Source organism: Streptomyces sp. NPDC101132 (assembly GCF_044759225.1).
Lineage (GTDB): Bacteria > Actinomycetota > Actinomycetes > Streptomycetales > Streptomycetaceae > Streptomyces.
Genome location: NZ_JBIVYX010000014.1, coordinates 1 through 23,140, shown reverse-complemented (window position 1 = coordinate 23,140; position 23,140 = coordinate 1). Strand labels below are relative to the sequence as shown.

20 protein-coding genes are annotated in these 23,140 nt (G+C 74.9%); 10 read left to right on the top strand and 10 right to left on the bottom strand.

From position 1 onward, the window contains the following. Window positions 1-499 precede the first annotated feature (499 nt). The 3 genes from ACIQUR_RS27875 to ACIQUR_RS27865 all read right to left on the bottom strand — a co-directional run bounded on the left by ACIQUR_RS27875 (window position 500) and on the right by ACIQUR_RS27865 (window position 3,306). Window positions 500-730 (bottom strand): DUF6296 family protein, encoded by a 231-nt coding sequence (locus ACIQUR_RS27875; RefSeq protein WP_399942691.1) that lies wholly within the window; start codon window positions 728-730, stop codon window positions 500-502. A 434-nt stretch (window positions 731-1,164) separates the two neighbouring features. Continuing rightward, the gene (locus ACIQUR_RS27870; RefSeq protein ID WP_403669756.1) at window positions 1,165-2,082 is read right to left on the bottom strand and encodes an AAA family ATPase; all 918 of its coding nucleotides are present in this window, start codon (window positions 2,080-2,082) and stop codon (window positions 1,165-1,167) included. A gap of 3 nt (window positions 2,083-2,085) precedes the next feature. Beyond that, window positions 2,086-3,306 carry a T4 RnlA family RNA ligase gene (locus tag ACIQUR_RS27865; protein ID WP_403669753.1) on the bottom strand — a complete coding sequence of 407 codons (1,221 nt, stop codon included), beginning with the start codon at window positions 3,304-3,306 and terminating at the stop codon, window positions 2,086-2,088. A 235-nt stretch (window positions 3,307-3,541) separates the two neighbouring features. Between ACIQUR_RS27865 and ACIQUR_RS27860 the strand changes: the two genes are divergently transcribed. Continuing rightward, window positions 3,542-4,957: an Ig-like domain-containing protein gene (locus tag ACIQUR_RS27860; protein ID WP_403669750.1), complete on the top strand. Its 1,416-nt coding sequence runs from the start codon at window positions 3,542-3,544 to the stop codon at window positions 4,955-4,957. A 151-nt stretch (window positions 4,958-5,108) separates the two neighbouring features. Here ACIQUR_RS27860 and fusA read toward each other — a convergent pair whose 3' ends face one another. Then, on the bottom strand, window positions 5,109-7,178 hold the full coding sequence (fusA, locus tag ACIQUR_RS27855) for an elongation factor G (RefSeq protein WP_403669747.1): 2,070 nt from the start codon (window positions 7,176-7,178) through the stop codon (window positions 5,109-5,111). Between the two features lie 562 nt (window positions 7,179-7,740). Here fusA and ACIQUR_RS27850 point away from each other — a divergent pair. Further along, complete coding sequence (locus ACIQUR_RS27850) at window positions 7,741-8,595, top strand: endo alpha-1,4 polygalactosaminidase (RefSeq protein WP_403669744.1); 855 nt, start codon at window positions 7,741-7,743, stop codon at window positions 8,593-8,595. A 24-nt stretch (window positions 8,596-8,619) separates the two neighbouring features. Here ACIQUR_RS27850 and ACIQUR_RS27845 read toward each other — a convergent pair whose 3' ends face one another. The 3 genes from ACIQUR_RS27845 to ACIQUR_RS27835 all read right to left on the bottom strand — a co-directional run bounded on the left by ACIQUR_RS27845 (window position 8,620) and on the right by ACIQUR_RS27835 (window position 10,517). Further along, window positions 8,620-9,807 carry a serine hydrolase domain-containing protein gene (locus ACIQUR_RS27845; protein WP_403669741.1) on the bottom strand — a complete coding sequence of 396 codons (1,188 nt, stop codon included), beginning with the start codon at window positions 9,805-9,807 and terminating at the stop codon, window positions 8,620-8,622. Window positions 9,808-9,978: 171 nt separating this feature from the next. Beyond that, window positions 9,979-10,395, bottom strand: a complete 417-nt coding sequence (locus ACIQUR_RS27840; protein ID WP_403669738.1) for a DUF3052 domain-containing protein — start codon at window positions 10,393-10,395, stop codon at window positions 9,979-9,981. Beyond that, entirely contained in the window at window positions 10,392-10,517 is a 126-nt protein-coding gene (locus ACIQUR_RS27835; protein WP_403669735.1) for a hypothetical protein, read from the bottom strand. Before ACIQUR_RS27835 ends, ACIQUR_RS27840 begins: the two co-directional genes overlap by 4 nt. A gap of 160 nt (window positions 10,518-10,677) precedes the next feature. On the opposite strand from ACIQUR_RS27835, the gene ACIQUR_RS27830 reads away from it, so the two are divergent. The 4 genes from ACIQUR_RS27830 to ACIQUR_RS27815 all read left to right on the top strand — a co-directional run bounded on the left by ACIQUR_RS27830 (window position 10,678) and on the right by ACIQUR_RS27815 (window position 15,523). After that, on the top strand, window positions 10,678-11,586 hold the full coding sequence (locus ACIQUR_RS27830) for a universal stress protein (protein WP_403669732.1): 909 nt from the start codon (window positions 10,678-10,680) through the stop codon (window positions 11,584-11,586). Window positions 11,587-11,656: 70 nt separating this feature from the next. Further along, window positions 11,657-12,793, top strand: coding sequence for a D-alanyl-D-alanine carboxypeptidase family protein (locus ACIQUR_RS27825; protein ID WP_403669729.1), 1,137 nt, complete (start codon window positions 11,657-11,659; stop codon window positions 12,791-12,793). Between the two features lie 177 nt (window positions 12,794-12,970). Further along, window positions 12,971-13,855 carry a serine protease gene (locus tag ACIQUR_RS27820; protein WP_403669727.1) on the top strand — a complete coding sequence of 295 codons (885 nt, stop codon included), beginning with the start codon at window positions 12,971-12,973 and terminating at the stop codon, window positions 13,853-13,855. A gap of 90 nt (window positions 13,856-13,945) precedes the next feature. After that, window positions 13,946-15,523 (top strand): DHA2 family efflux MFS transporter permease subunit, encoded by a 1,578-nt coding sequence (locus tag ACIQUR_RS27815; RefSeq protein WP_403669723.1) that lies wholly within the window; start codon window positions 13,946-13,948, stop codon window positions 15,521-15,523. Here ACIQUR_RS27815 and ACIQUR_RS27810 read toward each other — a convergent pair. The 3 genes from ACIQUR_RS27810 to ACIQUR_RS27800 form a co-directional block, all read right to left on the bottom strand. Continuing rightward, a complete protein-coding gene (locus ACIQUR_RS27810; protein WP_403669720.1) occupies window positions 15,503-16,297 on the bottom strand; it encodes a hypothetical protein in 795 nt (264 codons plus the stop codon). The genes ACIQUR_RS27815 and ACIQUR_RS27810 overlap by 21 nt on opposite strands. Window positions 16,298-16,426: 129 nt before the next feature. Further along, complete coding sequence (locus ACIQUR_RS27805; protein ID WP_403669717.1) at window positions 16,427-16,654, bottom strand: acyl-CoA carboxylase epsilon subunit; 228 nt, start codon at window positions 16,652-16,654, stop codon at window positions 16,427-16,429. Then, window positions 16,651-17,880 (bottom strand): cytochrome P450, encoded by a 1,230-nt coding sequence (locus ACIQUR_RS27800; RefSeq protein ID WP_403669715.1) that lies wholly within the window; start codon window positions 17,878-17,880, stop codon window positions 16,651-16,653. The genes ACIQUR_RS27805 and ACIQUR_RS27800 overlap by 4 nt, the downstream gene beginning before the upstream one ends. Before the next feature lie 195 nt (window positions 17,881-18,075). Here ACIQUR_RS27800 and ACIQUR_RS27795 point away from each other — a divergent pair, with 195 nt between their 5' ends. The 4 genes from ACIQUR_RS27795 (at window position 18,076) to ACIQUR_RS27780 (ending at window position 23,048) form a co-directional block, all read left to right on the top strand. Continuing rightward, a complete protein-coding gene (locus tag ACIQUR_RS27795; protein WP_403669712.1) occupies window positions 18,076-19,152 on the top strand; it encodes a type III polyketide synthase in 1,077 nt (358 codons plus the stop codon). Window positions 19,153-19,156: 4 nt separating this feature from the next. Further along, window positions 19,157-20,374 carry a cytochrome P450 gene (locus ACIQUR_RS27790; protein WP_403669709.1) on the top strand — a complete coding sequence of 406 codons (1,218 nt, stop codon included), beginning with the start codon at window positions 19,157-19,159 and terminating at the stop codon, window positions 20,372-20,374. After that, window positions 20,371-20,886 carry a cupin domain-containing protein gene (locus tag ACIQUR_RS27785; protein WP_403669706.1) on the top strand — a complete coding sequence of 172 codons (516 nt, stop codon included), beginning with the start codon at window positions 20,371-20,373 and terminating at the stop codon, window positions 20,884-20,886. Before ACIQUR_RS27790 ends, ACIQUR_RS27785 begins: the two co-directional genes overlap by 4 nt. A gap of 86 nt (window positions 20,887-20,972) precedes the next feature. Next, window positions 20,973-23,048 carry a SpoIIE family protein phosphatase gene (locus ACIQUR_RS27780; RefSeq protein WP_403669703.1) on the top strand — a complete coding sequence of 692 codons (2,076 nt, stop codon included), beginning with the start codon at window positions 20,973-20,975 and terminating at the stop codon, window positions 23,046-23,048. The last annotated feature ends 92 nt before the right edge of the window (window positions 23,049-23,140 follow it).

Sequence of the window (23,140 nt, the reverse complement as noted above, 5' to 3'; positions counted from 1 at the left end):
CCTCCGACCGGCCGCGGCCGGGGCGGCTGTCGGCCCGGCCAGCTGCGGGGCGGGGCAGCTGTTCCCTCCGGCCGGGGGCGGGGCAGCAGTTCCCCCTGGCCGTAGGCCGCGGGAGGGGCGGGCGGTGTCCGGTTCCCCGTAGCACGGCCACGGGCAGGGCCCAGGCCCCCCGCGGGCCCGCCGACCTTGGGGCGCGTCGGGCCACTCCGGATACGGAGCGCGCCTGGCAGGCACACGTACACGGCCCACCCTGGTGATGGCCCCGGCCTGCGCGCGCGGGGGCCGTCCGGCGCGGCGGCGAAGGGGCGCCTCCCTCGGACGGCGCGCGGGGGCGAGCCGTAGCCGAGGGGGCCCCGGACGTGGCGGTGTGGACGCGTTGGCGCGCGGGAAGGCGGCCACGCTCGGGATCGGCGCCCGGCGCCAGGGGGCCGCGTCGGCGAAGCCAGGCGTGCGCGAGGGCCGGGCCACGCGTGGGCCTCGGCCGTCTCCCGGGGTGCGGCTACTCGGGGAGTTCCCGGGCCTGGACGCCCGCCGGCGGGCTCTGGTGGCCGCCCGACGCCAGGACGCGGACCTCGCCGCGGTCGCTGATCTCCGCCCGGACGATGCCCGTGGCGTCGGCGTAGACGGGGTGCCCGCCGGGGCCCGACATCTCGGTGCGGGTGACCACCACCGAGTCGTCGCCGTCGCCGGTACCGCCGGGGAAGACCAGTTCGTAACGCTGTACGTGCATCGGATGCCTCCGCTCGGCCTCCCCTCGGCCTCCCCTACCGATCCTCCGGCGTCGCGGGCTCCGGCGCCACCGGGCCCCCGGCGGGATCCGGCGCGGCCGAGCGGGCGGCGCCGCGGCAGCACGGCGAGGACGCGGCCACGCGCGGAGACGGTGCCGGGTCGTTCGCGCCGGCTCCGGCCGGGAGGACCGCGGCCCGGAGCGCCGCGACGGCCGGCCGCCGGGCGGGCGGGGCGACGCCCCGCCGGGGCATCGCCGCCAGGTGGCCTGCCCCCTCGGCACGGCGGGGGTGTTCGCGAGCGGCCTCCGTCAGACCGCGCCGCCCGGATCAACGGGGGCCGTGCGGGGGTGTACCCAGCCCGGCGGGGGCAGGCGTGTCCCCCTCGCCGGCCCCCGCACCCGCCACGGGCACGGCGCCGCGCGGGCGGCGGCGGCCGTCAGAAGTTGCCGTAGTTGACCTGCCAGGTCGGCAGGCCCATCCGGCGCCACAGGGCGACCACCCGGTCGCGGTCGTCCAGCGAGACGCGGACCGCGTAGCGGTGCCGTACGTGCCGGTCGAACAGCTCCGCCTTCACGATGTCGTCGCTCCGGCCGTCGCCGGAGGCCCGCATCCACAGCTCGTCGTACGGGACCTCGTGCCGCGCCAGCCAGGCCTCGGTGATCTCGCGGTGGTCCTCGCTGCGCCCGGACAGCAGCACGACGGTGTCGCCGTCCGCCTGCCGGAACGACCGCAGCGCGCCCCGCACCGAGACGTTGAGCAGGTCCTGGTCGCAGCGGGTGAAGTCGTACGGGCCCCGGTCGCCCCGCAGGGCCAGCGTGCCGTCGATGTCGCACAGGACCGCCGACGGCAGCGCGGGGTCGGCGGTGTACGGCGCGCCGGCCGCGCCGGCCCCGAGCCACTCCGCGGTCAGCCGCCAGCCGCCCCGGGTGGCCTTGGCGTGCTTGTCGGCCAGGATGCGGATGATCTCCTCGCCGACCGGCCGCTCCCGCGCGGCGTCCCGCCGTACGCACTCCTCCACCGGCACGCCGGTGAAGTCGTGCACGACGAACGACGCGCCGAGGCCGGTGACGGCCGCCTTCAGCCGCCCGGGGATGTGCGGGGTGAGGTGGGTGTTGTCGACCACCACGTCGAAGCCGCCCTCGACGGCCGACCTGACGGCCGCGTCCTGGACGTCGAGCACGGTCCGCTCGTGCGCGTGCGAACGGCCCCGCTCGAGTGCCGGGACGTCCAGCATCCTGCGCAGGTCGTCGAGGTTGACGCGGCGCATCCGGCCGTCGGACTCCTCCTGGAGCCGGCGGGCCTCCGTGGTCTTGCCCGAGGCGGGCAGACCCGTCATGACGTGTACTACGGGCACTGCTCAGTTCTCCTGGTCGGTGGTGAAGGGATCGGCCTTCTCGGGCCGTACGGAACGCCACACCAGCACGTCCGTGGGCCGCCCGTCCAGCCGGAGGAAGAGGGCGGACCTGATCTCCGGGTCGACGGGCAGCGTCTTCACGGCCCGCGCGAAGGAGCCGCGGTCGGCGGCGAGGTGGGCGACGCGAGCGTACGCCTCGTCGATCGCCCGCTCGCGCGCTGCCGCCGCGTCCTCCAGGCGGGCGATGACGCCGCGCACCCAGGCGTCGAACTCGTCCGGCACCTGCTCCAGCAGGGCGTCCAGCGGCCGGCCGCCCGTGGAGCGGATGCCGCCGAGTTCCGCGACCGGGTAACCGAGGCCCTGCGCCAGGCGCTTGACGGACATGCCGGCGAAGCGCTGGACGCCGTGGCTGCGCCAGATGTCCCGCTCGGTGACGCCGGTCAGCACCTTGTGCAGCCGCACGTACTCGGCGATCTTCACCTTCGCGCGCACGCCCGAGGCGAAGCGCAGCACGTACCCCTCGGCATCGGTGCCGGTCGCGGCGGACCCGTCGGGCAGCGTGTTGTTCTGGGTGAGCTTCAGCAGGTCGGCCAGCGGCATCGCGGGCCAGGTCCGTACGACGGAGCCGATGCCGTCCCAGGCCGGTGCCGCGTCCGCCAGCGGGAGTTCGGTGCCGTCGGTGCGGAAGGCGGCGAGGAGCACCAGGTCCCGGCGGTCGCCGTAGTCGACGACGATGCGGTTGCCGGGGTACAGGATCTCGGCGAGGTACGTCACGCCGGGGAGCAGCGCCGCGGTGTCGGCGCGGTCCAGCCGGCGCTGCGCCCAGGTGGCCTGCTCGCTGGTGAAGGAGCCCTTGGAGGCGACGTGCCAGCGGCCGCCGTGGTGGAAGACCACGGCGAGGCTGCCGTCGACCTTGTCGTACACCTCGAACGGCTCGTCGGGGAGCGGCGGGGCGTACGGGCGGCCCGACTCGTGCTCGCCGACGTTGAAGAACTTGGGCAGCGGCAGGGCGACGATCTCGCCGGTGGAGTCGTCGGCGACGAGGCCGCGGCAGCGGGTGGTGACCCGGTTCCAGATCTGCTCGTACTGGCACGCCCGCGTGTACGTGTAGAGCGAGAGCGGCAGTTCGGGGTGGCGTTTGCGCGTGACGTGTCCCGCGTCGACGGCGGCGGACAGCTCGTCCGGCGGCAGCAGTTCATGGAGAGTCAGGCGGTCCTGGCTCATGGGTCCCTCCCTCGGGTGATGCGTCATCGTCTCCCGGGGCGGTCTCCGGCCACCAGCGAATATCCGCAGGCCAAACGCGCGGGCGTGGTGCCGGATCGGGGGGCGGGCCGGTGGGTTGGACCGGCCGGGTGTGTTCGCGGGTCCCGTTCGGAGCAGCGGGCGAGGCGGCCGCCACCGGCCGGTACAAGATCGTTTCATACTGCCATCCGGCTACGAGCGAGTGCAGGAGGGCAGCGTGACGGTGTCACGGGCACGACGACGGCTGGTGTGGCGGACCCTCACGGGGGTGACGGGGGTCCTGCTGGTCACGGCGGCCGCGCCGGACGCGGCACCGGGGCCGCCCGCCGCCCGGTCGGCCGGTTCCCCCTCCGTCGCCGTGCTGGTCGGGCGGGTACTGGACGGCTCGGGACCGGGGTGTACGGCCGGGAGCCTGCGGAGCAGGGAGTGCGGGGGCTGGCACGAGCAGACGGTGCGGGCCGTCCCGGGCGGCGAACGCGCCCTGGGCGCCGCGCAGCTGGCCGCCCTGGCCGCCGCGCCGGGCCCGGACGGGCCGCTGACCAGCGCCGGCGGGCCGCTGCGGATCGCCGTCGCCGAACCGGCGCGGCTCACCGACGTGACCGTGCAGGACGCCCACGGGCGGCGGATCTCCGGCACGGCGGGCGAGGGCGGCGCGGTGTGGCGGACCGCGGCCCCGCTGCGGGCGGGCGAGCCGTACGCGGTGCACGTCCGCGCGCAGCACCCGGCGGGCGGACCGGTGGGGGTCACCCTGGCCTTCCGGACCGCGCCGGAGGAGCGGCGGCCGGACGAGCGGTTCACGGTCGCCTTCGGGCCGGGCAGCGGGACGTACGGGGCCGGGCAGGTCATCACCGCGGCGCTGAGCCACCCCGTCCCCGCCGCACTGCGGCGCCGGCGGGCGCTGGTCGAGGGTGCGCTGGAGGTGACGTCCCGGCCGCGGGTCGAAGGGTCCTGGCACTGGGTGGACGACCGGACGCTGCACTACCGGCCCCGGTCCTTCTGGCCGGCCCACACCGAGGTCGCGGTGCGCAGCGGCCTGGACGGGGTGGCCCTGGGGGACGGCCGGGTGGGCGGCCCGTCGGAGCCGCTGCGCATCGGGATCGGGGACCGGGTGGAGGCGGTGACCGACTCGGCGCGCCACCGGATGACGGTACGGCGCAACGGCCTGCTGCTGCGCACGCTCCCGGTGACCACGGGCAAGGAGGGGTTCCGGACCCGCAGCGGCATCAAGGTGGTGCTGCGCAAGGAGCGGAAGGTGCGGATGCGCGGGGACTCGATCGGCATCAAGCGCGGCACCTCCGAGTTCTACGACCTGCCGGTCCACTGGGCCACGCGCGTCACGTGGAGCGGCGAGTACGTGCACGCGGCGCCCTGGTCCGTGGAGGCCCAGGGGGAGGAGAACGTCAGCCACGGCTGCACCGGGATGAGCACCGAGGACGCCCGGTGGTTCTTCGGGACGGTGCGTGAGGGCGACATCGTCACGGTGGTCAACAGCGGGGGCGCGCGGATGACCCCCTTCGACAACGGCTTCGGCGACTGGAACCTGGACTGGGCGCGCTGGCGCGCCGGCAGCGCCCTGTCCCCCGAGGGCCGGAACGCCGCCGGCGCGCCCTCGCCGCTGCACCCGATGGTCTGACGGCGGCGGCGCGGTACGGGGTGACGGCGCCCGGCGCGGGCCCCGCCCCGGCCCCGACCTCCCGTCAGACCGTCAGCCCGTCAGCCCGTCAGCGGGCCCGGCCGGCCCCGTCCCGCCCCGATGCCGGGGCGGGACGGGACGGACGGGTGCCTCAGCCGGTCAGCAGCGTGGCGGCGACCGACGCCGGGACCGGCGCGGGCGGTGCCGGCCGGGTGGTGAACGTGCCCCGGCCGCTGGTCCGGCCCCGCAGCCGGGACGCGTAGCCGAACAGCTCGGCCAGCGGCACGGTCGCGGTGATCACGGCCGTGCCGGCGCGGGCGGTGGAGCCCGTGACCCGGCCGCGGCGGGCCGCGAGGTCGCCGAGCACCCCGCCGACCGCGTCGTCCGGGACGGTGACCGTCACTTCCGCCACCGGCTCCAGCAGCTCCAGCGCACAGCGGCGCAGGGCTTCGCGCAGCCCGAACCGGCCCGCGGCGCGGAACGCGAGCTCCGAGGAGTCCTTGGCGTGGGTGGCGCCGTCGGTCAGCACCACCCGCACCCCGGTCACCGGGTGGCCGCCGAGGGGGCCCTCGACGAGGGCGTCCCGGCACCCGGCCTCCACGGCACGCGCGTACTCCTGCGGTACGCGGCCGCCCGTCACGGCGGACCGGAACTCGAAGCCGGGCTCGCCCAGCGGCTCGACGTCGAGGACGACGTGGGCGAACTGACCCGCGCCGCCGTCCTGTTTGACGTGCCGGTGGACGAAGCCGGCCAGCCCGCGCACCACCGTCTCCCGGTAGGAGACCTGCGGGCGGCCCACAGCGACCTCGACGCCGCCGCTGCGGAGCTTCTCCACGGCGACCTCCAGGTGGAGTTCGCCCAGACCGGAGAGGACCGTCTGCCCGGTCTCGGGATCCGAGCGCACGGACAGCGACGGGTCCTCCTCCGCGAGCCGTGCCAGGGCCGTGGTGAGCCGGCCGGTGTCGGTGCTCCGGCGCGCCTCGACCGCGACGGACACCACGGGCTCGGCCACCACCGGCGGTTCGAGCAGCAGCGGCGCCGCCGGGGCGCACAGGGTCGTGCCGGCGCGGGCCGCCTTCGGGCCCACGACGGCGACGATGTCACCGGCCACCGCTTCCTCCCTCTCCTCGTGCCGGTCGGCCTGGACGCGCAGGATGCGCGCGACGCGTTCGGTGCGCCCCGTGCCGGCGTCCCGCACCTGGTCGCCCTTGCGGACGGTGCCCGCGTAGACGCGCAGGTAGGTCAGCCGGCCGGTGGGGGTGGCGGCCACCTTGAAGACCAGGGCGGTGAAGGGCTCCGCCGGGTCGGCGGCGCGCTCCCGCTCCTCGCCCCCGTACGTGCCGCGGACGGGCGGCACGTCGAGGGGCGAGGGCAGGTACGCCACGACCGCGTCCAGCAGCGGTTCGACGCCGCGGTTGCGGTAGGCCGAGCCGCAGAGGACGACGACGCCCTCGCCGGACAGGGTGAGGTCGCGCAGCGCCCCGGTCAGCGTCGGGGCGGACAGCTCCGACGTGGCGCAGAACTCCTCCAGCGCGGCCGGGTGCAGTTCCGCCACCGTCTCCGCCAGCTCCCGGCGGCGGCGCACGGCCTCCTCCCGCAGTTCCGCCGGCACCTCCTCCGTCGTGTACGTGCCGTCGTCGCCGGTCCACAGCAGCGCGCGCATCCGGACCAGGTCCACGACGCCCGTGAAGGCGTCCTCGCGGCCGATGGGCAGCTGCACCACCAGCGGTACGGTGCCCAGCCGGTCGCGGAGGGAGGCGACGGCGGAGTCGAGGTCGGCGCCCGCCCGGTCGAGCTTGTTGACGAACGCGATCCGCGGGACGCCGTAGCGGTCGGCCGTGCGCCACACGGACTCGCTCTGCGGCTCGACGCCCGCGACGGCGTCGAACACGGCGACCGCGCCGTCGAGCACCCGGAGCGAGCGCTCGACCTCGTCGGCGAAGTCGACGTGGCCCGGCGTGTCGATGAGGTTGACCCGGTGGCCCGACCAGGAGCAGCTGACGGCCGCGGCGAAGATGGTGATGCCGCGGTCGCGTTCCTGGGCGTCGAAGTCGGTGACGGTGGTGCCGTCGTGGACCTCGCCGCGCTTGTGGACGGCGCCGGTGGCGAACAGGATGCGTTCGGTGACCGTGGTCTTGCCGGCGTCGACGTGGGCGAGGATGCCGAGGTTGCGGACGGCGGCGAGGGCGGGGACGGTCGTGGTGGTGCGGATGGTGCGCATGGCCCGGGGCCTTTCGCGAGATGAGGAGCGAGGGCGGCGCGATTCCCGGACGCGGCGGACCGCCAGGGCCCCGCGGGTGCGCGCGTCGGACCTGCTCCTCCGGAGGCTCCGGGGAGTGGCGGGACGGGCGGGGCGGGACGGGCGGAACTCAGACGTGCGTCACGGGCGTACGGTGGCGGCCGCGCAGCCGGCACCGCGCGCCCCGGGACACCGGGATCACGTCGAACCGCGACGGGGGAACGAAGGCGGCGGTGCGGTTGCGGCACATGGCCCCGTTCCCCTTTCTCTTCACTCGACGACGGGCGCGCGGCGGTTCACTCAGCGGCGCGCGAGCCGAGTGTAGGCAGCCCGTCCGTGCCGCGGCACCCGAATTACTCCCCCGCTGCACCGAGTTGCCCGGTCCTCCTCCCTGCCGGCGTGCACGGGCCCGCCACGCGCCCCCGCCCCGCTTGGATCTTCCGTCAACCATCCCCATCCGGACTGATGATGTGATCTGATCACCACCTTCCTGCCGCTCCGCCCGCTCTCCCGAGGAGAGCGCTGTCGTCGAGGAGTCCTCTCCGTGCTCTCGCACCGCCTTCCGTCCCGCCCCCGCCGGCTCCCCCGGGCCGGCCTGGCCGTCGCCGCGGTCTGTGCCCTCGCGGCGGGGCTCCCCGGTGCCGCCGAAGCGGCCGGCGAGCCGGAAGCCGCCGCGGCCTCCGTGACCCCGCCCCGGGGCAACTCCGGCTTCGACTACCAGCTCGGCGGCGCCTACCCGCCGCCGCGCCGGGTCGGGGTGGTGGTCCGCGACCGCTCGGACCGCGTCGCCGCCGGTGCCTACAACGTCTGCTACGTCAACGCCTTCCAGGCCCAGGCCGAGGAACTGCGCTGGTGGAAGCGCAACCACCCGAGCCTGCTGCTGAAGGACGCCAACGGCCGGTACGTGGTCGACGAGGACTGGAACGAGGTGCTGCTCGACACCTCCACGGCCGCCGGGCGGACCCGGCTGGCCGCCGTCGTCGGCCGCTGGTTCGACGGCTGCGCCCGGGACGGCTTCAAGGCCGTGGAGCCGGACAACCTGGACTCGTACGAGCGGTCGAAGGGGCTGCTGTCCAAGGCCGACAACGTGGCCTTCGCCCGGCTCCTCGCCACCCGCGCCCACGCGGCCGGCCTGGCCATCGCCCAGAAGAACACCGTCGAACTCGCCCCGCAGGGGCGGCGGATCGGCTTCGACTTCGCCGTGGCCGAGGAGTGCGGGCGGTACGACGAGTGCGGTGGCTACGTGAACGCGTACGGCTCCCGCGTGTTCGTCGTCGAGTACCGCGCGCGTGACTTCGGCAGGGCGTGTGCCGCCTGGGGCGACCGGCTGTCCGTCATCCAGCGCGACCGCGACCTCCGGCCCCGGGGCACCACCGGGTACGTCCGCAAGGCCTGCTGACGGCCGGCCCCCGGCACCGGCGGGTCAGAGCGCGGCGTCCACGAGGGCGACGACCCGGTCCCGCTGGGCCTCGGGACCGGCCTGGGCATCCGGACGCAGCGCGTAGGCCGCCGGCCGCGGATGCTCCGCCGAGGCGAACACCCCGCTGGTCCAGCCGCCGAGGGAGCCGGTCTTGCCCCAGACCCGGCTGCCGTCCGACAGCCGCACCCGCATCAGCCCGCCCGCGCTGAAGCACGCGGTCCGGTCCGGACAGCTGGTGTTCCCCGCAGCCCCCGGCACGTCCGGTATCTCGAAGAGGTGCCGCTGCGCCGCCGGGGGCAGCAGTTCCCCGCCGAGCAGTGCGGACAGGAAGCGGTCCAGGTCGGCGGTGGTCGACTCCAGGCCCCCTTCCGCCCAGGCCCAGGCCACGTCCCGCTGCGCCGACATGCCGGTCCGGGTCAGCCCCAGGGGCGTCAGGATCCGGTCGGCCAGCACCTCGGCGTACGGGCGGCCGGCCAGCCGCTCCACCAGGAGGCCGGCGAGGAAGCTGTTCAGGCCGTTGTACTGCTGGGCCGTGCCGGGTGCCGGTATGCGGCCGGACCGGCCCGCCGCGTCCCGCGCGAAGGAGGCCCGTACCAGCGCCTCGGGCCCGAGCCGCACCCGGGCCGCCCGGGGCAGGTCGCTGGTGTGGTCCAGCAGCCGGCGGATCGTCACCCCGTCGTACGCGGCGGGAACCAGGTCCGGGAGGTACCACCGCACCGGCTGGTCGATGCCGATGCCCTGCTCGGCGGTCAGCCGGAGCACCAGCGTGTCCGTGAAGACCTTCGTGACGCTGCCGACGGGGAAACGGGCGTCCCCGGCCACCGGACCGGCCGCGCCCGTGAAGGCGGCGGCCCCCGGGCCCTCGCCGGACACCCGCACCACGGCGGCATCCGTGACGTCGTCGGGGAGCCGGGCCAGTAAGGACCTCAGCGGCGTGTCGCCGGGTCCTGACGACAGCGTCCCCCGGACCGGGGCCGAGGGCCCGCTGCCGGCCAGGGCGCCCGTGGTGCTCAGGCCCAGCGCCAGCGTGGCGCAGGCGAGGCCGGCCACGGCGAACCGGCCGACGGGGACCCGGCGCCGGGCCGTGGCCGGGCCGGCGGCCGAGGCGGTGGCCGTCAGGGCGGTCGTGCGGGTGGCCGGCAGGGCGGTCGGGGCCGTGCGGGTGCTGCTGCGGGGACGAGCGGTCATCATGGGCTCCAGGTTCGGGGTGCGGTGCGGTCCGCCCCTCCGGGCCGGTCCGCGCGGTTCTTCACACACCAACTGTGGCCCCGACCAGCCCCGTTGCTCATCCGTGATCACCCTGACCCGGCCCTGACCCCACCCTGGGGTCTCCCCAGGGGTTCCCCCCGAGCCGGCCGCCCCTCAGCCCCGCCGGTTCTCCTTGCGCCGCACGAACTTCAGCCCCGACCAGTCCTCCCCCAGGGCCGCCACCTTGACGTCGACGACGCCGAGCGGCAGGAACAGCTCCCGCAGCCCGTTCTCGGTGACGTCGCTCCCGTGACCGGCGGCCCGGCGGGGCCACGCGATCCACAGCATCGCCGCGTCGTCCAGGTCCCGTACCAGCGCCTCCGCCTCGGCGGCCAGGGTGGCGAACTCGCGGTAGAAGGCGACGGTGACGGCCGCGCCCCGGGTGGCCCCGGCGGCCACCCGGCTCCCCTCGGGCAGCCCGGGCAACGGCCAGTCGGCCGGCCCGTGGCGCAGGTGCACCACGTCACCGGCCCTGATGCCGAGCTTCCCGGCCAGGGGCGTGCCCGAGTGGCCGCCGGACCCGGCGCTCACGGCCGTCCGCCCACGTCGGCCGTGCCGTCCACGTCGTCCACGTCGTCCACGAACATGCCGCCATCCTCCGCGCCCCGCGCCGCGACCGGTCCGCCCGCCACTCCCCCGCCGGCACCGGTCACCCCCACGGCCCACCTCTGCACGACGCCCGTACGGCACGCCCTGCCGCAGGCCCCTACGGCACGCCCGCGCGGCACGCCCGTCACCCCACACCCCAAGGACCAGTGCCATGCTGAGCCAATGACCGAAAATGGTATGAAACAGGGTCAGATCATTGCCGCGGTGGACGGTTCCGAGCACAGCCTCAAGGCCCTGGAGTGGGCCCTCGCGACCGGCGCCGCCACGGGCTCCGAGGTGGTCGTCGCGCACGTGCTGCCGGACCACGCGCAGGTCTGGCAGGCGCGCCGCACGGCCGTCGTCGGCGAACCCCCGGAGACCCCGGACCCCGTCACGGCGCACGTCCGGCTCTCCCTCCAGGGCCGCGAAGGGCTCCCCCGGGTCCGGTTCGAAAGCCTCGGCGGCGAGGTGCCGGGGGCCCTCAACAGGGCCGCGGAAGGGGCCGGGATGCTGGTGCTCGGCTCCCGCGGCCGGGGCGGCTTCACCAGCCTCCTCCTCGGCTCCACCAGCCGGGCCTGCACCGCTACCGCGCCCTGCCCCGTGGTCGTCGTCCCCCACACGGCCCGCGTGGCCCCGCCGGGGTCCGCCGCGGCGGAGGGCGCTGCGGCGGAGGATCCCGGAGCGGCCGGATCACACCGGGTCCTCCTCGGCCTCGAACCCACCGAGACCCCGGACGAGGTCATCGACTTCGCCTTCCGGCAGGCCGTGGCCGGTGCCCACGCCCTGACCGCGCTGACCGCCTTCCGGGACCCGGTCGCGCCGCTGCCCCTGCTCGGTGCCCCGATGGCCGGCCTGCCCGAGGACACCGCGCCGCTGCTCCGCGAGATCGAACGGGCCCAGCACGAGCGGCTGGACCCGTTCTCCCGGCGGTACCCGCAGGTCGTGCTGGACACGCTGGTCGGACCGGGCGACGCGGCCGGTCAGCTGGTGGGCCAGTCGGAGACGGCCGCGCTGCTGGTCGTCGGCCGGCACCGCTCCCGGCTCCGCGCCGACTCCCTGCTCGTGGGGTCGGTGACGAACGCGGCACTGCTGCACGCGCACTGCCCGGTGGCCGTCGTACCGGCGGCGGCCTGACGGACCGGGGAGGCCTCCGGGTGGCGTAGCCCGGCGAGCGCGGCCACCGGGCAGTTCCTAGCGTGTGGTCATGGCGATCGGTCTCTGGTACACCGTCAGAGCGCGCGGGGGGATGGCCCTTTCCCTCTCGTGCGCGGTCCTGCTCTGCGCCGCGCCCTCCGCGCCGGCCGCCCCCGACCCCGCCGTCCGCACGGCCGCGGGGGTGCCCGCGCCGCCCCGGGTGTCGGCGGCGGCGTGGATGGTCACGGACGCGGAGAGCGGCGCGGTGCTGGCCGCCCGGGAGGCCCACCGCCCGCTGCCGCCGGCGAGCACGCTCAAGACCCTCTTCGCCGTCACCGTCCTGCCGCGGCTGCGCGGCGACCTCGCGCACACCGTCTCGTCCGGGGACCTGGCCGGCGTGGCACCCGGCAGCAGCCTGGTGGGCGTCAAGGAGGGGCACACGTACACGGTGGCCGACCTCTGGCGCGGGGTCTTCCTCAGCTCGGGCAACGACGCGGTGCGCACCCTGGCCGGGCTCAACGGCGGCTGGCGGCACACGATCCGCGAGATGCAGACCACCGCCGAGCGGCTCGGCGCCCGCGAGACGGTCGTGAGGTCCCCGGACGGGTACGACGCGCCGGGGCAGACCTCGTCGGCGTACGACCTCACGCTCTTCGCCCGCGCGGGGCTGCGGAACGCCGACTTCCGGACGTACGCGGCCACGACGGCCGCGCGCTTCCCCGCCGCCGGCGGCCCCCGCTCATTCGGCATCCGCAACACCAACCGGCTGCTCGTCGGCTCCCACGGCGTGGCCCCGTACCCCGGTCTGATCGGGGTCAAGAACGGCTACACCAGCCGGGCCGGGAACACGCTGGTCTCCGCCGCCCGCCGGGGCGGCCGCACGGTACTGGTCACCCTCCTGCGGCCGAGGAGCAACCGCTCCAACGCCGTGTACGAGGAGAGCCGCGCCCTGCTCGACTGGGGCTTCGCGGCGGCTCCGCGCGCCCGCGGGGCGGTGGAGCGCCTGCCGGACCCGGCCGACGCGCCCGGCGACACGGGAGCCGCGGGGCCGCCCGCCGCGTCCGGCACACCGGGTGACGAGGAATCAGGGGGCCTGGCCTGGCCCGCGACGGCGGGCGGCGCGGCCCTGCTGCTGGGCGCCTTCTTCCACCGCCGCCGCACGGTCGCCCGCCGCATGGCAGCCCGCCGCGCCACCCACGAACCCTGACCACCCACCCACCCACCCCGCACGAGATCCCCTCCCCGCCGCCCGGAGGTCCTGCCGCTCTGCCGCGTGCGGCGTCAACTCCGCAGGCGGTCTTGCTCGTTGAGCACACGCGCCCCAACAATGCACATGACAATCGGAGGACCTCCGGTTGGCCTGACATCAGAGGGGAACCCCCACATGAAGAAGCCTCTCGCCAGTGCCCTGCTCGCCCTGCTCCTCACGGGAGCGGCGGCGGCACCGGCCGTGGCCTCGGCGCCTGCGGACGCGGCCACCCGCGCCGGCGCGTCGGCGGCCGCCCCGGCGGCCCGGGACACCGCGGCGGCGGCCGTCGCGGTCAACTTCGCGGGCACCGTCGCGCTCAGCAACTGCTCCGGATCCCTCGTGCGCATGCCGTCCTCGCTGCCCGGCGACCCCGCGCTCGTCCTGTCCAACGGCCACTGTCTGGAGACCGGCTTCCCGGCCGCCGGCGAGGTCGTCAAGGACCGGGCGTCGAACCGTTCCTTCACGCTGCTCACCGCGTCCGGCGCCCGGGCCGGCACCGTCCGCGCCAGCAAGATCGCGTACGCGACGATGACCGACACGGACATCTCCGTCTACCAGCTGACCAGGACCTACGCGCAGATCCAGAGCCAGTACGGGATCAGCCCGCTCACGCTCAACGACGCCCACCCGGTCCAGGGCACCGCGATCAAGGTGGTGTCGGGGTACTGGAAGCGCATCTACAGCTGCAACGTCGACGGCTTCGTGTACCGCATGAAGGAAGGCGAGTGGACCTGGAAGGACTCGGTCCGCTACACCTCCTCCTGCAACACCATCGGCGGCACCTCCGGCTCCCCGGTCGTCGACACCACCACCGGCAAGGTCGTGGCCGTCAACAACACCGGCAACGAGGACGGCCAGAGCTGCACGGTGAACAACCCGTGCGAGATCGACCAGAACGGCAACGTGACGGTCCGCCAGGGCATCAACTACGCCCAGCAGACGTACACCATCGTCGCCTGTGTCGGCCCCGGCAACGTCTTCGACCTCAACCGCCCCGGCTGCGTGCTGCCCAAGCCGTAGCGGACGCACCGCCCGGTCCGTACGTCCGTTCGTCCGTACGGCGGCATCGTGGCGTGGCGGCCGGGCCGCGGGGACGGGGCGCTGTGGAGTATGTCCATGGCGACTCATCCCCTGCGGCCCGGCCCCCCTCCCCCGGCCCGCTCCGACGCACCGCCCGCCGACCCCCGCCGCTGGTGGATCCTGGCGGTGATCGGACTCGGCCAGCTGATGGTCGTCCTGGACGCGACCATCGTGAACATCGCCCTGCCCTCCGCGCAGGCCGGCCTCGGCTTCTCCGACGCCCAGCGCCCCTGGGTGGTCACCGCGTACGCCATGGCCTTCGGCAGCCTGCTGCTCCTGGGCGGCCGGCTCGCGGACCTCTTCGGGCACCGGCGGGCCTTCCTCACCGGCCTGTGCGGCTTCGCCCTCGCCTCCGCGCTGGGCGGGGCGGCCGGCGGGTTCGGGGTCCTGGTCACCGCCCGGGCGCTCCAGGGCGTGTTCGCCGCGCTGCTCGCCCCCGCCGCGCTGGCCCTGCTGACCACCACGTTCACCGAACCCGCGGAGCGCGGCCGGGCCTTCGGGGTGTTCGGGGCCCTGGCCGGGTCGGGGGGCGCGGTGGGGCTGCTGCTGGGCGGCGTCCTCACCGAGCACCTGAGCTGGCGCTCCACCCTGTACGTGAACCTGCCCCTGGCCGCCGCCGGTGTCGCCGGCGGTCTGCTGCTGCTCCGGCACCGGCCGCCCGGACCGCGTCCCGTGCTCGACCTGCGGGGCGCCGCGCTGGCCTCGTGCGGGGTGTTCTGCCTGGTCGAGGGGCTGGGCCGGGCGGGCTCCGGCGGCTGGACGGCGCCGCGCACGCTGCTGCTGATGGCTGCCGGGGTGCTGCTGCTGGGGGCGTTCGCCGCCTGGCAGCGCCGTGCGGCGCACCCGCTGCTGCCGCCGCGGGTGGTGCTGGACCGGGTGCGCGGGGCGGCGCTGCTGTCGGTGTTCGCCACCGGGGTGGGGATGTTCGGGGTGTTCCTGTTCCTCACGTACTACCTGCAGGAGATCCGCGGGTACGGGCCCGCGCGGACCGGCCTGGCCTTCATGCCGATGTCCGTGTCGATCCTGCTGAGCGCGCTGGGGAGCAACCGGGGCGTGTTCACCCGGCTGGGCGCCCGGCCGCGGATCCCGGTGGGGATGCTGCTGGCCGCGACGGGGCTGGCCGGCATGACCCATCTGGAGGTGGACAGCCCCTACCTGACGCGGATCGTGCCGCCGCTGGTGGTGATGGGGCTCGGGATGGGGCTGATCATGTCGGCCTCGATGAACCTGGGGACCGCAGGGATCGAGCCGCGGGACGCCGGGGTGGGTTCCGCAGCGGTCAACACGATGCGGCAGGTGGGCGGCTCGGTGGGCACGGCGCTGATGAGCACGCTCGCCGCCGGTTCCGCGGCGGCGTTCCTGCGGGGCCGGCCGGCCACCGGCGAACTGGCGGCCGAGGCCGCGGTGGCGGGGTACCACACGGGGTACGCGGTGGCCGCCGGGATCTTCGTCCTCGGGGCGGCCGCCGTCTGGTGGCTGCTGCCGGCCGGTCTGGTGATGCGTCCGAAGGGGCACGGGCCGGGCGGCCCGGGGCGGGGGCCCGCCGGGGCCGGAGTCGCCTCCGGCCCCGGACGGGGCCGCACCGCCTCAGGGGCAGCCGGCGACTGAGCTGCGGATGCGCTCACCGGTCGAGGCGTGGGCGAACTTGCAGGTGTCGGCGCCGGGTCCGCCCTCCAGCTGGCCGTAGCCGGGGCCGATGGTGAGGACGGTGTCGGCGACGCCGCGGATGGTGTCCTTGCCGGGGCCGCCCTGGACGATGCCCGCGGACTCGGCGCCGACCGACTTGGGCTCGATGACGTCGTCCTCGCTGCCGCCGAGCACGCGGCCGCCGAGGTCGACGTTGCCGGTGCGGATGACGTCGGCGCCGTCGTTGCCGTGGACCTGGCCGCCGCCGCGCTGGTACTCGCCCGGCTGGCCGAGCACGCTGCCGGTGGTGATCTTGTCGTCGCCGTGGTCGCCGTGGACGGTGGCGCCGTGCTCGGCGGTGCCCACCACGAGGGCGGTGATGATGGTGTCGTTGCCCGCGCCGCCGCGGACCATGGAGTCGCCCTTGCGGGGGTAGAGGTTGTTCACCTGGAGGGTGTCGTCGCCCTCGCCGCCGAGCAGCGAGCCGTCGACGAGGAGGCCCTTGATGCGGATGTTGTCGTTGCCTGCGCCGCCCCAGATGATGACGTTCTCGACGTCGCCCTCGCACATGATGGTGTCCGGGCCGGAGGTGCCGTTGACGTTCCCGGGGGGCGCCTCGACTCCGTTGACGTAACACCAGTGGGCGGGCAGGGCGGCGGCAGCCTGGGCCGGGGAGGCCGCGAGCGCCGCCGTGACGACGACGCAGGCGGCCAGGGCGGGCAGGGTGGTGCGGATCGCGCGATGCTGACGCGGCACGGTTACTCCCGTACGTGGGGGGTGTGGGGCCCGGTCAGTGTGGACCGTCAGGCCCGGCCGGTCGGGGGAGGCACACCGGGGAAACGGAAGCTCGTACTCCGAAAGACCGGACCGGGCCCGTGCCGCGGCTCAGTGGTGGGGGCGGGAGCGCCAGGAGTGGCAGGGGTGGAAGGGGGCGCTCAGCGGGGTGTCCCAGCGTGCCCGGGGGGTGTGGTGGGCGCGGGCGCCCCGGTGGTGGTGCCGGGACGCCTCGCGTGAGCGGGCGAGCAGGGTCAGCGCCAGCAGCAGGGCGGCGAGCTCCGCCTCGCTGGGTGTCCCGCGTACGACGCGTACGTGCGCGTCGCCGTCGGGTATCACCAGGTCACCGGCAGGGCCTTGGGCCCCCGGATCAGGGCGCCCTCCTGCCATTCGAGCCGCTCGGGCGGTACGGCCAGGGCGAGGCGCGGGTACCGGTCGAGCAGCGTGGCCAGCATGAGCTCCGACTCCATGCGCGCCAGCATCGAACCCACGCAGTGGTGGGGGCCGTTGCCGAACGACATGTGGGCGCTGGGGCCCCGGTCGAAGTCGAGGGTGTCGGGGTCCTCGAAGACGGCCGGGTCGCGGTTGGCCGCGAGGAACGAGGTGTAGACGGCCTCGCCCTCCCGGATGAGCACGCCGCCGACCTCCACGTCCGCGACGGCGATGCGGGGGATGCCGACGCCGCTGCGGTGCGGGATCCAGCGGATCAGCTCGTCGACGGCCTGCGGGATCAGCTCCCGGTCGGCGCGCAGCCGGGCCATCTGCTCCGGACGGGTGAGCAGGACGTACACCATGTTGGCGCTGTTGTTGCGCACCGCGTGGGCGCCGCTCACCAGGATGGCGGTGGCCAGGGACACGGCTTCCTGCTCGCGCAGTTCACCCGTCTGCGTGGCGTGGGCCAGGACGCCCGCGAGGTCCTCGTCGGTGGGGTGGGCGCGGCGCTGTTCGAGCAGGTCGACGATGGCGGCGCGCACGGTGGCCATGGCCTTCTTGCTGCTCTCGGGGGCCGGCCCGGGGGACATGATCAGGTTGGCCCAGCCGGTCATCTCCGCGCGGTTCTCCTCGGGGATGCCGAGCAGGTCCGCGACCACCGCCAGGGGGAACGGGCCGTGCAGGTGTTCCACCAGGTCGGCGGGCGAGCCGTGCTGCTCCATGGCGTCCAGCAGCCGGTCCGCGGTCCGCTGGGCCAGGGGCTGGAGGCGCTGCATGCTGCGGCCGGTGAAGGCCCGGGCCACGACCCGGCGCATGCGGTTGACCTCCGGCGGGTCGGCGTAGTTGAGCGCGGCGTGCTTGGAGGCGATGGCGTGCGGCGAGGAGCTGGTGACCGCGCGCTCGACCAGGGCCTTCCGGCTGAACCTGGGGTCGGTGGTCACGAGCTTGACGTCCGCGTAGCGGGTGACCAGCCACGCGTCCCCGTCGCCGTACGGAAGCCTGATGCGCGCGATCGGCTCCTCGCGCATCAGACGGCTCAGGAAGGGGTCGAAGTCCAGCGCCTGGAGGTCCTCCAGCGGCCAGAAGTGCGCGTTCTCGCCGACGGCGCCGTCGACGGTCTCGGAAGTCGTCATGGGGTGGGGCTCCCACGGTTGCAGTTACGAGCGGTGAGCGCCTTCGAGCATTCCACCGCGGGCGGCACCCCACCCGTCCGGCTGAGCCAGCCGGGTGCACCGGCGGATCGCCCCCGCTCCGGGGGGAGTTCTCCAACGAGCGGGATTGCGGAAGGTCGGTGAGCCTGTGGGGAGGAGCAAGAGAAAGGCACCCCCATGGCCACTCTGTGTAGACCTGCGGTGTCCGTGCCCGAGCACGTGATCACCATGGAGCAGACCCTCGAACTGGCCCGGGAGGTCCACAAGGACCACCCGCAGCTGGAACTGGCCCTGCGGCTGATCCGCAACACCGGTGTGGAGAAACGGCACATCCTCCAGCCGATCGAGGAGACCCTCCGCCACCCGGGGCTGGACGAGCGCAACGCCCTCTACGAGGTGCAGGCCAAGGCGAGGGTTCCGGCGGTCATCCGCGAGGCGCTGAGCGCCGCGGAACTCGAACCCGCCGACATCGACGTGATCATCTACGTGTCCTGCACGGGCTTCATGATGCCCTCGCTGACCGCGTGGCTGATCAACGAGATGGGCTTCAGGACCGACACCCGGCAGGTGCCGATCGCCCAGTTGGGGTGTGCGGCCGGCGGGGCCGCGATCAACCGGGCGCACGACTTCTGCACGGCGTACCCGGGGTCCAACGCCCTGATCGTGGCCTGCGAGTTCTGCTCGCTGTGCTACCAGCCGACGGACCTGACGGTCGGGAACCTGCTCTCCAACGGCCTGTTCGGGGACGGTCTCGCCGCGGCGGTGGTGCGCGGCGAGGGCGGTCACGGCATCCGGCTGGAGCGCAACGGCTCCCACCTGGTGCCGCACACCGAGGACTGGATCGCGTACGACGTCCGCTCGACGGGCTTCCACTTCAAGCTGGACAAGCGGGTGCCTGGGACCATGGAGCCACTGGCTCCGGCCCTGCAGGAACTCGCGGGCCTGCACGGGTGGGACGCCGCCGACCTGGACTTCTACATCATCCACGCCGGCGGGCCGCGGATCCTGGACGACCTGAGCAAGTACCTCGGCGTCGCCCCGGAGGCGTTCCGCTTCAGCCGGGCCACGCTCACCGAGTACGGCAACATCGCCAGCGCGGTGGTCCTGGACGCCCTGCGCCGCCTGTTCGACGAGGGCGGCGCCGCGCACCAGGCCCGCGGTCTGATGGCGGGCTTCGGCCCGGGCATCACGGCCGAGATCTCGCTGGGCCGCTGGCAGATCCCCGACCCGACCTTCGCAGCGCAAAGGAACTGAACACATGCTGGAGGCGACCGCTCCCCCGACCGGGCCCGTGCCGTTGCGCTCGTGGCCCGCGCAGCACCTGGCCGGGGTCGACTTCGACCCGGTGCTGGCGGAGCTGATGCGCGAGGGGCCGATCACCCGGATCCAGCTGCCCAACGGCAGCGGCTGGGCCTGGCTGGTCACCCGCTACGAGGACGTGCGGATGGTGACCAACGACCCCCGGTTCAGCCGGAGGGCGGTCGTCGCGGCCGACGTCACCCGGCTGGCCCCGCACTTCATCCCCGCCGAGGGGGCGGTCGGCTTCGCCGACCCGCCCGACCACACGCGGCTGCGCAGGGCCATCGCGCCCGCCTTCACCACCCGGGGTGTGGAGGCCCTGCGCACGCGCGCCCAGGAGATGCTCGACGAGCTGGTGGACGGCATCCTCGCGGACGGACCGCCGGCCGACCTCACCGAGCGGCTGCTGGCCCCCTTCCCGCTCGCCGTGGTGTGCGAGCTGATGGGCGTGGCCGAGCGGGACCGGGCGATGGTCCACGAGTGGACCGCGCTCATCCTGTCCTCGACCGCGGGCGCCGAGGCGAGCGAGGCGGCCAAACGGAGCATGTGCGACTACTTCGAACGGCTGGTGCGGGAGCCGGGCGACACCCCGCGGGAGGGCGTCATCGCGCTCCTGGCGGCGGCGGTCGCCGCGGGCGAGGTCACCGAGACGGAGGCCGTGGGGCTCGCCCTGCTGCTCCAGATCGGCGGCGAGGCCGTCACCAACAACACCGGCAACATGGTGTACATCCTGCTGAGCCGGCCCGGGGTCTGGGACCGGCTGCGGGCGGAGCCCGAGCTGCGGCCGACGGCCGTCGACGAGATGCTCCGCTACATCCCGCACCGCAATTCCGTGGGCCTCTCCCGGATCGCCACCGAGGACCTGGTGCTGGCCGGCCAGCCGGTCAGGGCCGGGGAGGCGGTGTACGTGTCCTACCTGGCCGCCAACCGGGACCCGGAGGTCTTCGAGCGGCCGGAGGAGCTGGTCCTGGACCGCACCCCGAACCCGCACGTGGCCTTCGGCTACGGGCCGCACTTCTGCCCGGGCGCGATGCTGGCCCGGCTGGAGCAGGAGCTGATCGTCTCCGCCCTGCTGGAGCGCTTCCCCGGGCTCCGACTGGCCGTGCCGGAGGACGAGCTGCGCTGGCGTCCCGGAGCACTGATCCGGGGCCCCGAGGCCCTACCGGTGGTCTGGTGACCGGGCTGCTGGTGCCCCCCGGGCACGGCCGGAACCTGCGTTCGGCCGTGCAGGAGGTCACCTTCAAGGTCACCGGGGAGCACTCGAACGTGGCCTCGTGCTTCGAGGTCGTGGTGCCGCCCGGCTTCGACGTGGGCGCCCACGTGCACACCAACAGCGAGGAGTTCTTCTACATCCTCGACGGCGAGCTGGAGGTGATGGCCTTCGAACCCCGGGTGCGCACGTCCACCGACTGGCGGACCTGGGACTCGGCCGACGGCCGGCGGCCCGTGCGGGCCGGCGAGGGCACCGTCATCGTCGTGCCGCCGGGCTGCCCGCACGCGTTCGCCAACCGCTCGGACACCCCGGCCCGGATGTTCTTCCAGGCCTCGCCGCCGCCGGACCACGAGCGGTACTTCGAGGAGCTGTTCGCCATCCTCAATTCCCCCGGACCCATGGACCACGAGGCCATCGCGGACCTGCGGATCCGGTACGACATCGAGCAGCTCACCCCGATGCGGCACGCCACCTGACCGCCCGCCGCGCTCGCGGGGCCCCGCGAGCGCGGCTCGGCTAGGGTGATTCGAGAGATGTGCGCCTCCGGCGTTAGGTCGATGCATTGGACACTTACCGGTCGACGAGTGAGGTGCCGGAGCAGCCCCTGACAGCGGTCGGCTACGCGGGCGTGCTCCGCGAGCTGCTGCCCATCGCCCTGTGGCGGGAGGACGCCGAGGGGCGGGTGGCGGAGTGGTCCCTGGCGGCCCAGGACCTGCTCGGACACCGCCCCGAGGAGGTGCTGGGGCGGCCCGCCGCGGAGGTGCTCGTACCGGAGGGCAACTGGCAGCTCGCCCAGGAGCTGACGCGCCGCGTGCACGCGGGCGAGACCGTGGTCGGCACCCTGTCCGTGCGCCACCGCGACGGCCACCCCGTGACCATGGAGATGTGGATCGTCCCGGCCGTGGACCGCGGGGGCCGTCCCGGCGCCCTGCTGATCGCCGTGGAGACCTCCGAGGTCCTGCGCATGCGGGACTCACTGGCCGCGCTGGAGAGCCTGTTCACCCAGTCCCCCATCGGCCTGGCCACACTCGGCCCCGACCTGCGGTTCCTGCGGGTCAACGACGCGCTCGCGCGGATGAACGGCGTCCCCGCCGTGGAGCACCTCGGGCGCCGGCTGACCGAGGTGGTGCCCGGGGTGAACGCGGCCGCCCTGGAGGCGATGATGCAGCGCGCCCTGGACCGGGGCGAGGCCGTGGTCGACGCCCGGCGCACCGGGCGCACGGCGGCCGACCCCGACCAGGACCGGACCTGGTCCTGCTCGTACGCGCCGCTGGTCGACGGTGCCGGACGCCGGCTCGGCGTGATCGCCTCCCTGATCGACATCACCGAGGGCCAGCGCGCACTGGTCGAGGCCGAGCGGGCCCGGCACCGCTTCGCCCTGCTCGCCGAGGCGGGCACCCGGATCGGCACCACGCTGGACCTGCGCCAGACCGCCGAGGAGGTGGTCCAGGTGCTGGTGCCGCGGCTGGCCGACTCCGCGGACGTGCTGCTGCTGGCCTCCGTGCTCGATCCGGACGACGCCGGCGCCACCCGCGGCCTGCTGCGCCGCCTCGCGGTGTCCTTCCCCGACCCCGCGGCGCCCACCGCGAAGCTGGCGGCCGGCCAGACCTTCCAGATCCCCCTCGGCTCGGTCTACGAGGAGGGCATCACCGAGGGCCGGCCCATCAACCTGTTCCGGGCCGACGTACGGGCGCTGATCAAGGACCCGCGCGCCGACGAGCTGCGGAACTACCTGATGGAGCGGATCGGCGCGGCCCGGCTGATCCCCCTGGTGGCGCGGGGCCGGGTGCTGGGGGCGGTGACCGTGACCCGGGTGGTGGAGCGCGAGCCGTTCGACGAGCAGGACTACGTCCTGCTGGACGAGCTGGTGGCGCGGGCGGCACTCAACATCGACAACGCCCGGATGTACATGAGCCAGCGCGAGGCCGCGCTGACCCTCCAGCGCAGCCTCACCAACAGCGCCCTGCCCGAGGTGACCGGCCTGGAGCTCACCGGCCGCTACCTGCCCGCCAGCGACCACGACGTGGGCGGCGACTGGTACGACGTGATCGGCCTGCCCGGCGGCCGGACCGGACTGGTCATCGGCGACGTGATGGGCCACGGCATCCACGCGGCCGCCGTGATGGGGCAGCTCCGCACGGCGGTGCGCACCCTGGCCCGGCACGACATCCCGCCGGAACGGATGCTCAGGTCCCTGGACGCGGTGGTGGCCGATCTGGGCGAGGACGAGATGGCCACCTGCGTGTACGCAGTCCACGACCCGGCGACCGGGGAGTGCGTGATCGCGCGGGCCGGCCACCCGCCGCCCGCCGTGGCCCTGCCGGGCGGCGCGGTGACCTTCCTGGACGGTCCGCCGGGGACGCCGCTCGGCACCGGCGGCCAGGACTTCCGCACCCAGCGCGTCCAACTGCCGCCCGGCAGCGTGCTGGTGCTGTACACCGACGGCCTGATCGAGAGCCGGGACCGGGACCTGGACCAGGGCATGCTCCAGCTGTCGCGGGCGCTGCGCGACCTGGAGAGGCCGCTGGAGGAGGTCTGCGACGGCATCCTCGGACGCCTGCTGACCGGGGTCGCGGGTGACGACGTGGCGGTCCTGCTGGCCCGCACGCCGGTCTCGGGGGACCCGGACCCGGCCTAGTAGTGCTTCGTTAGGTTCTGGTTCTGTTGGTCGGTAGGGGTCGACCGCAGGTGGTGCAGGTGCCGGTCCAGCAGCGCAACAGGTCCTGCAGA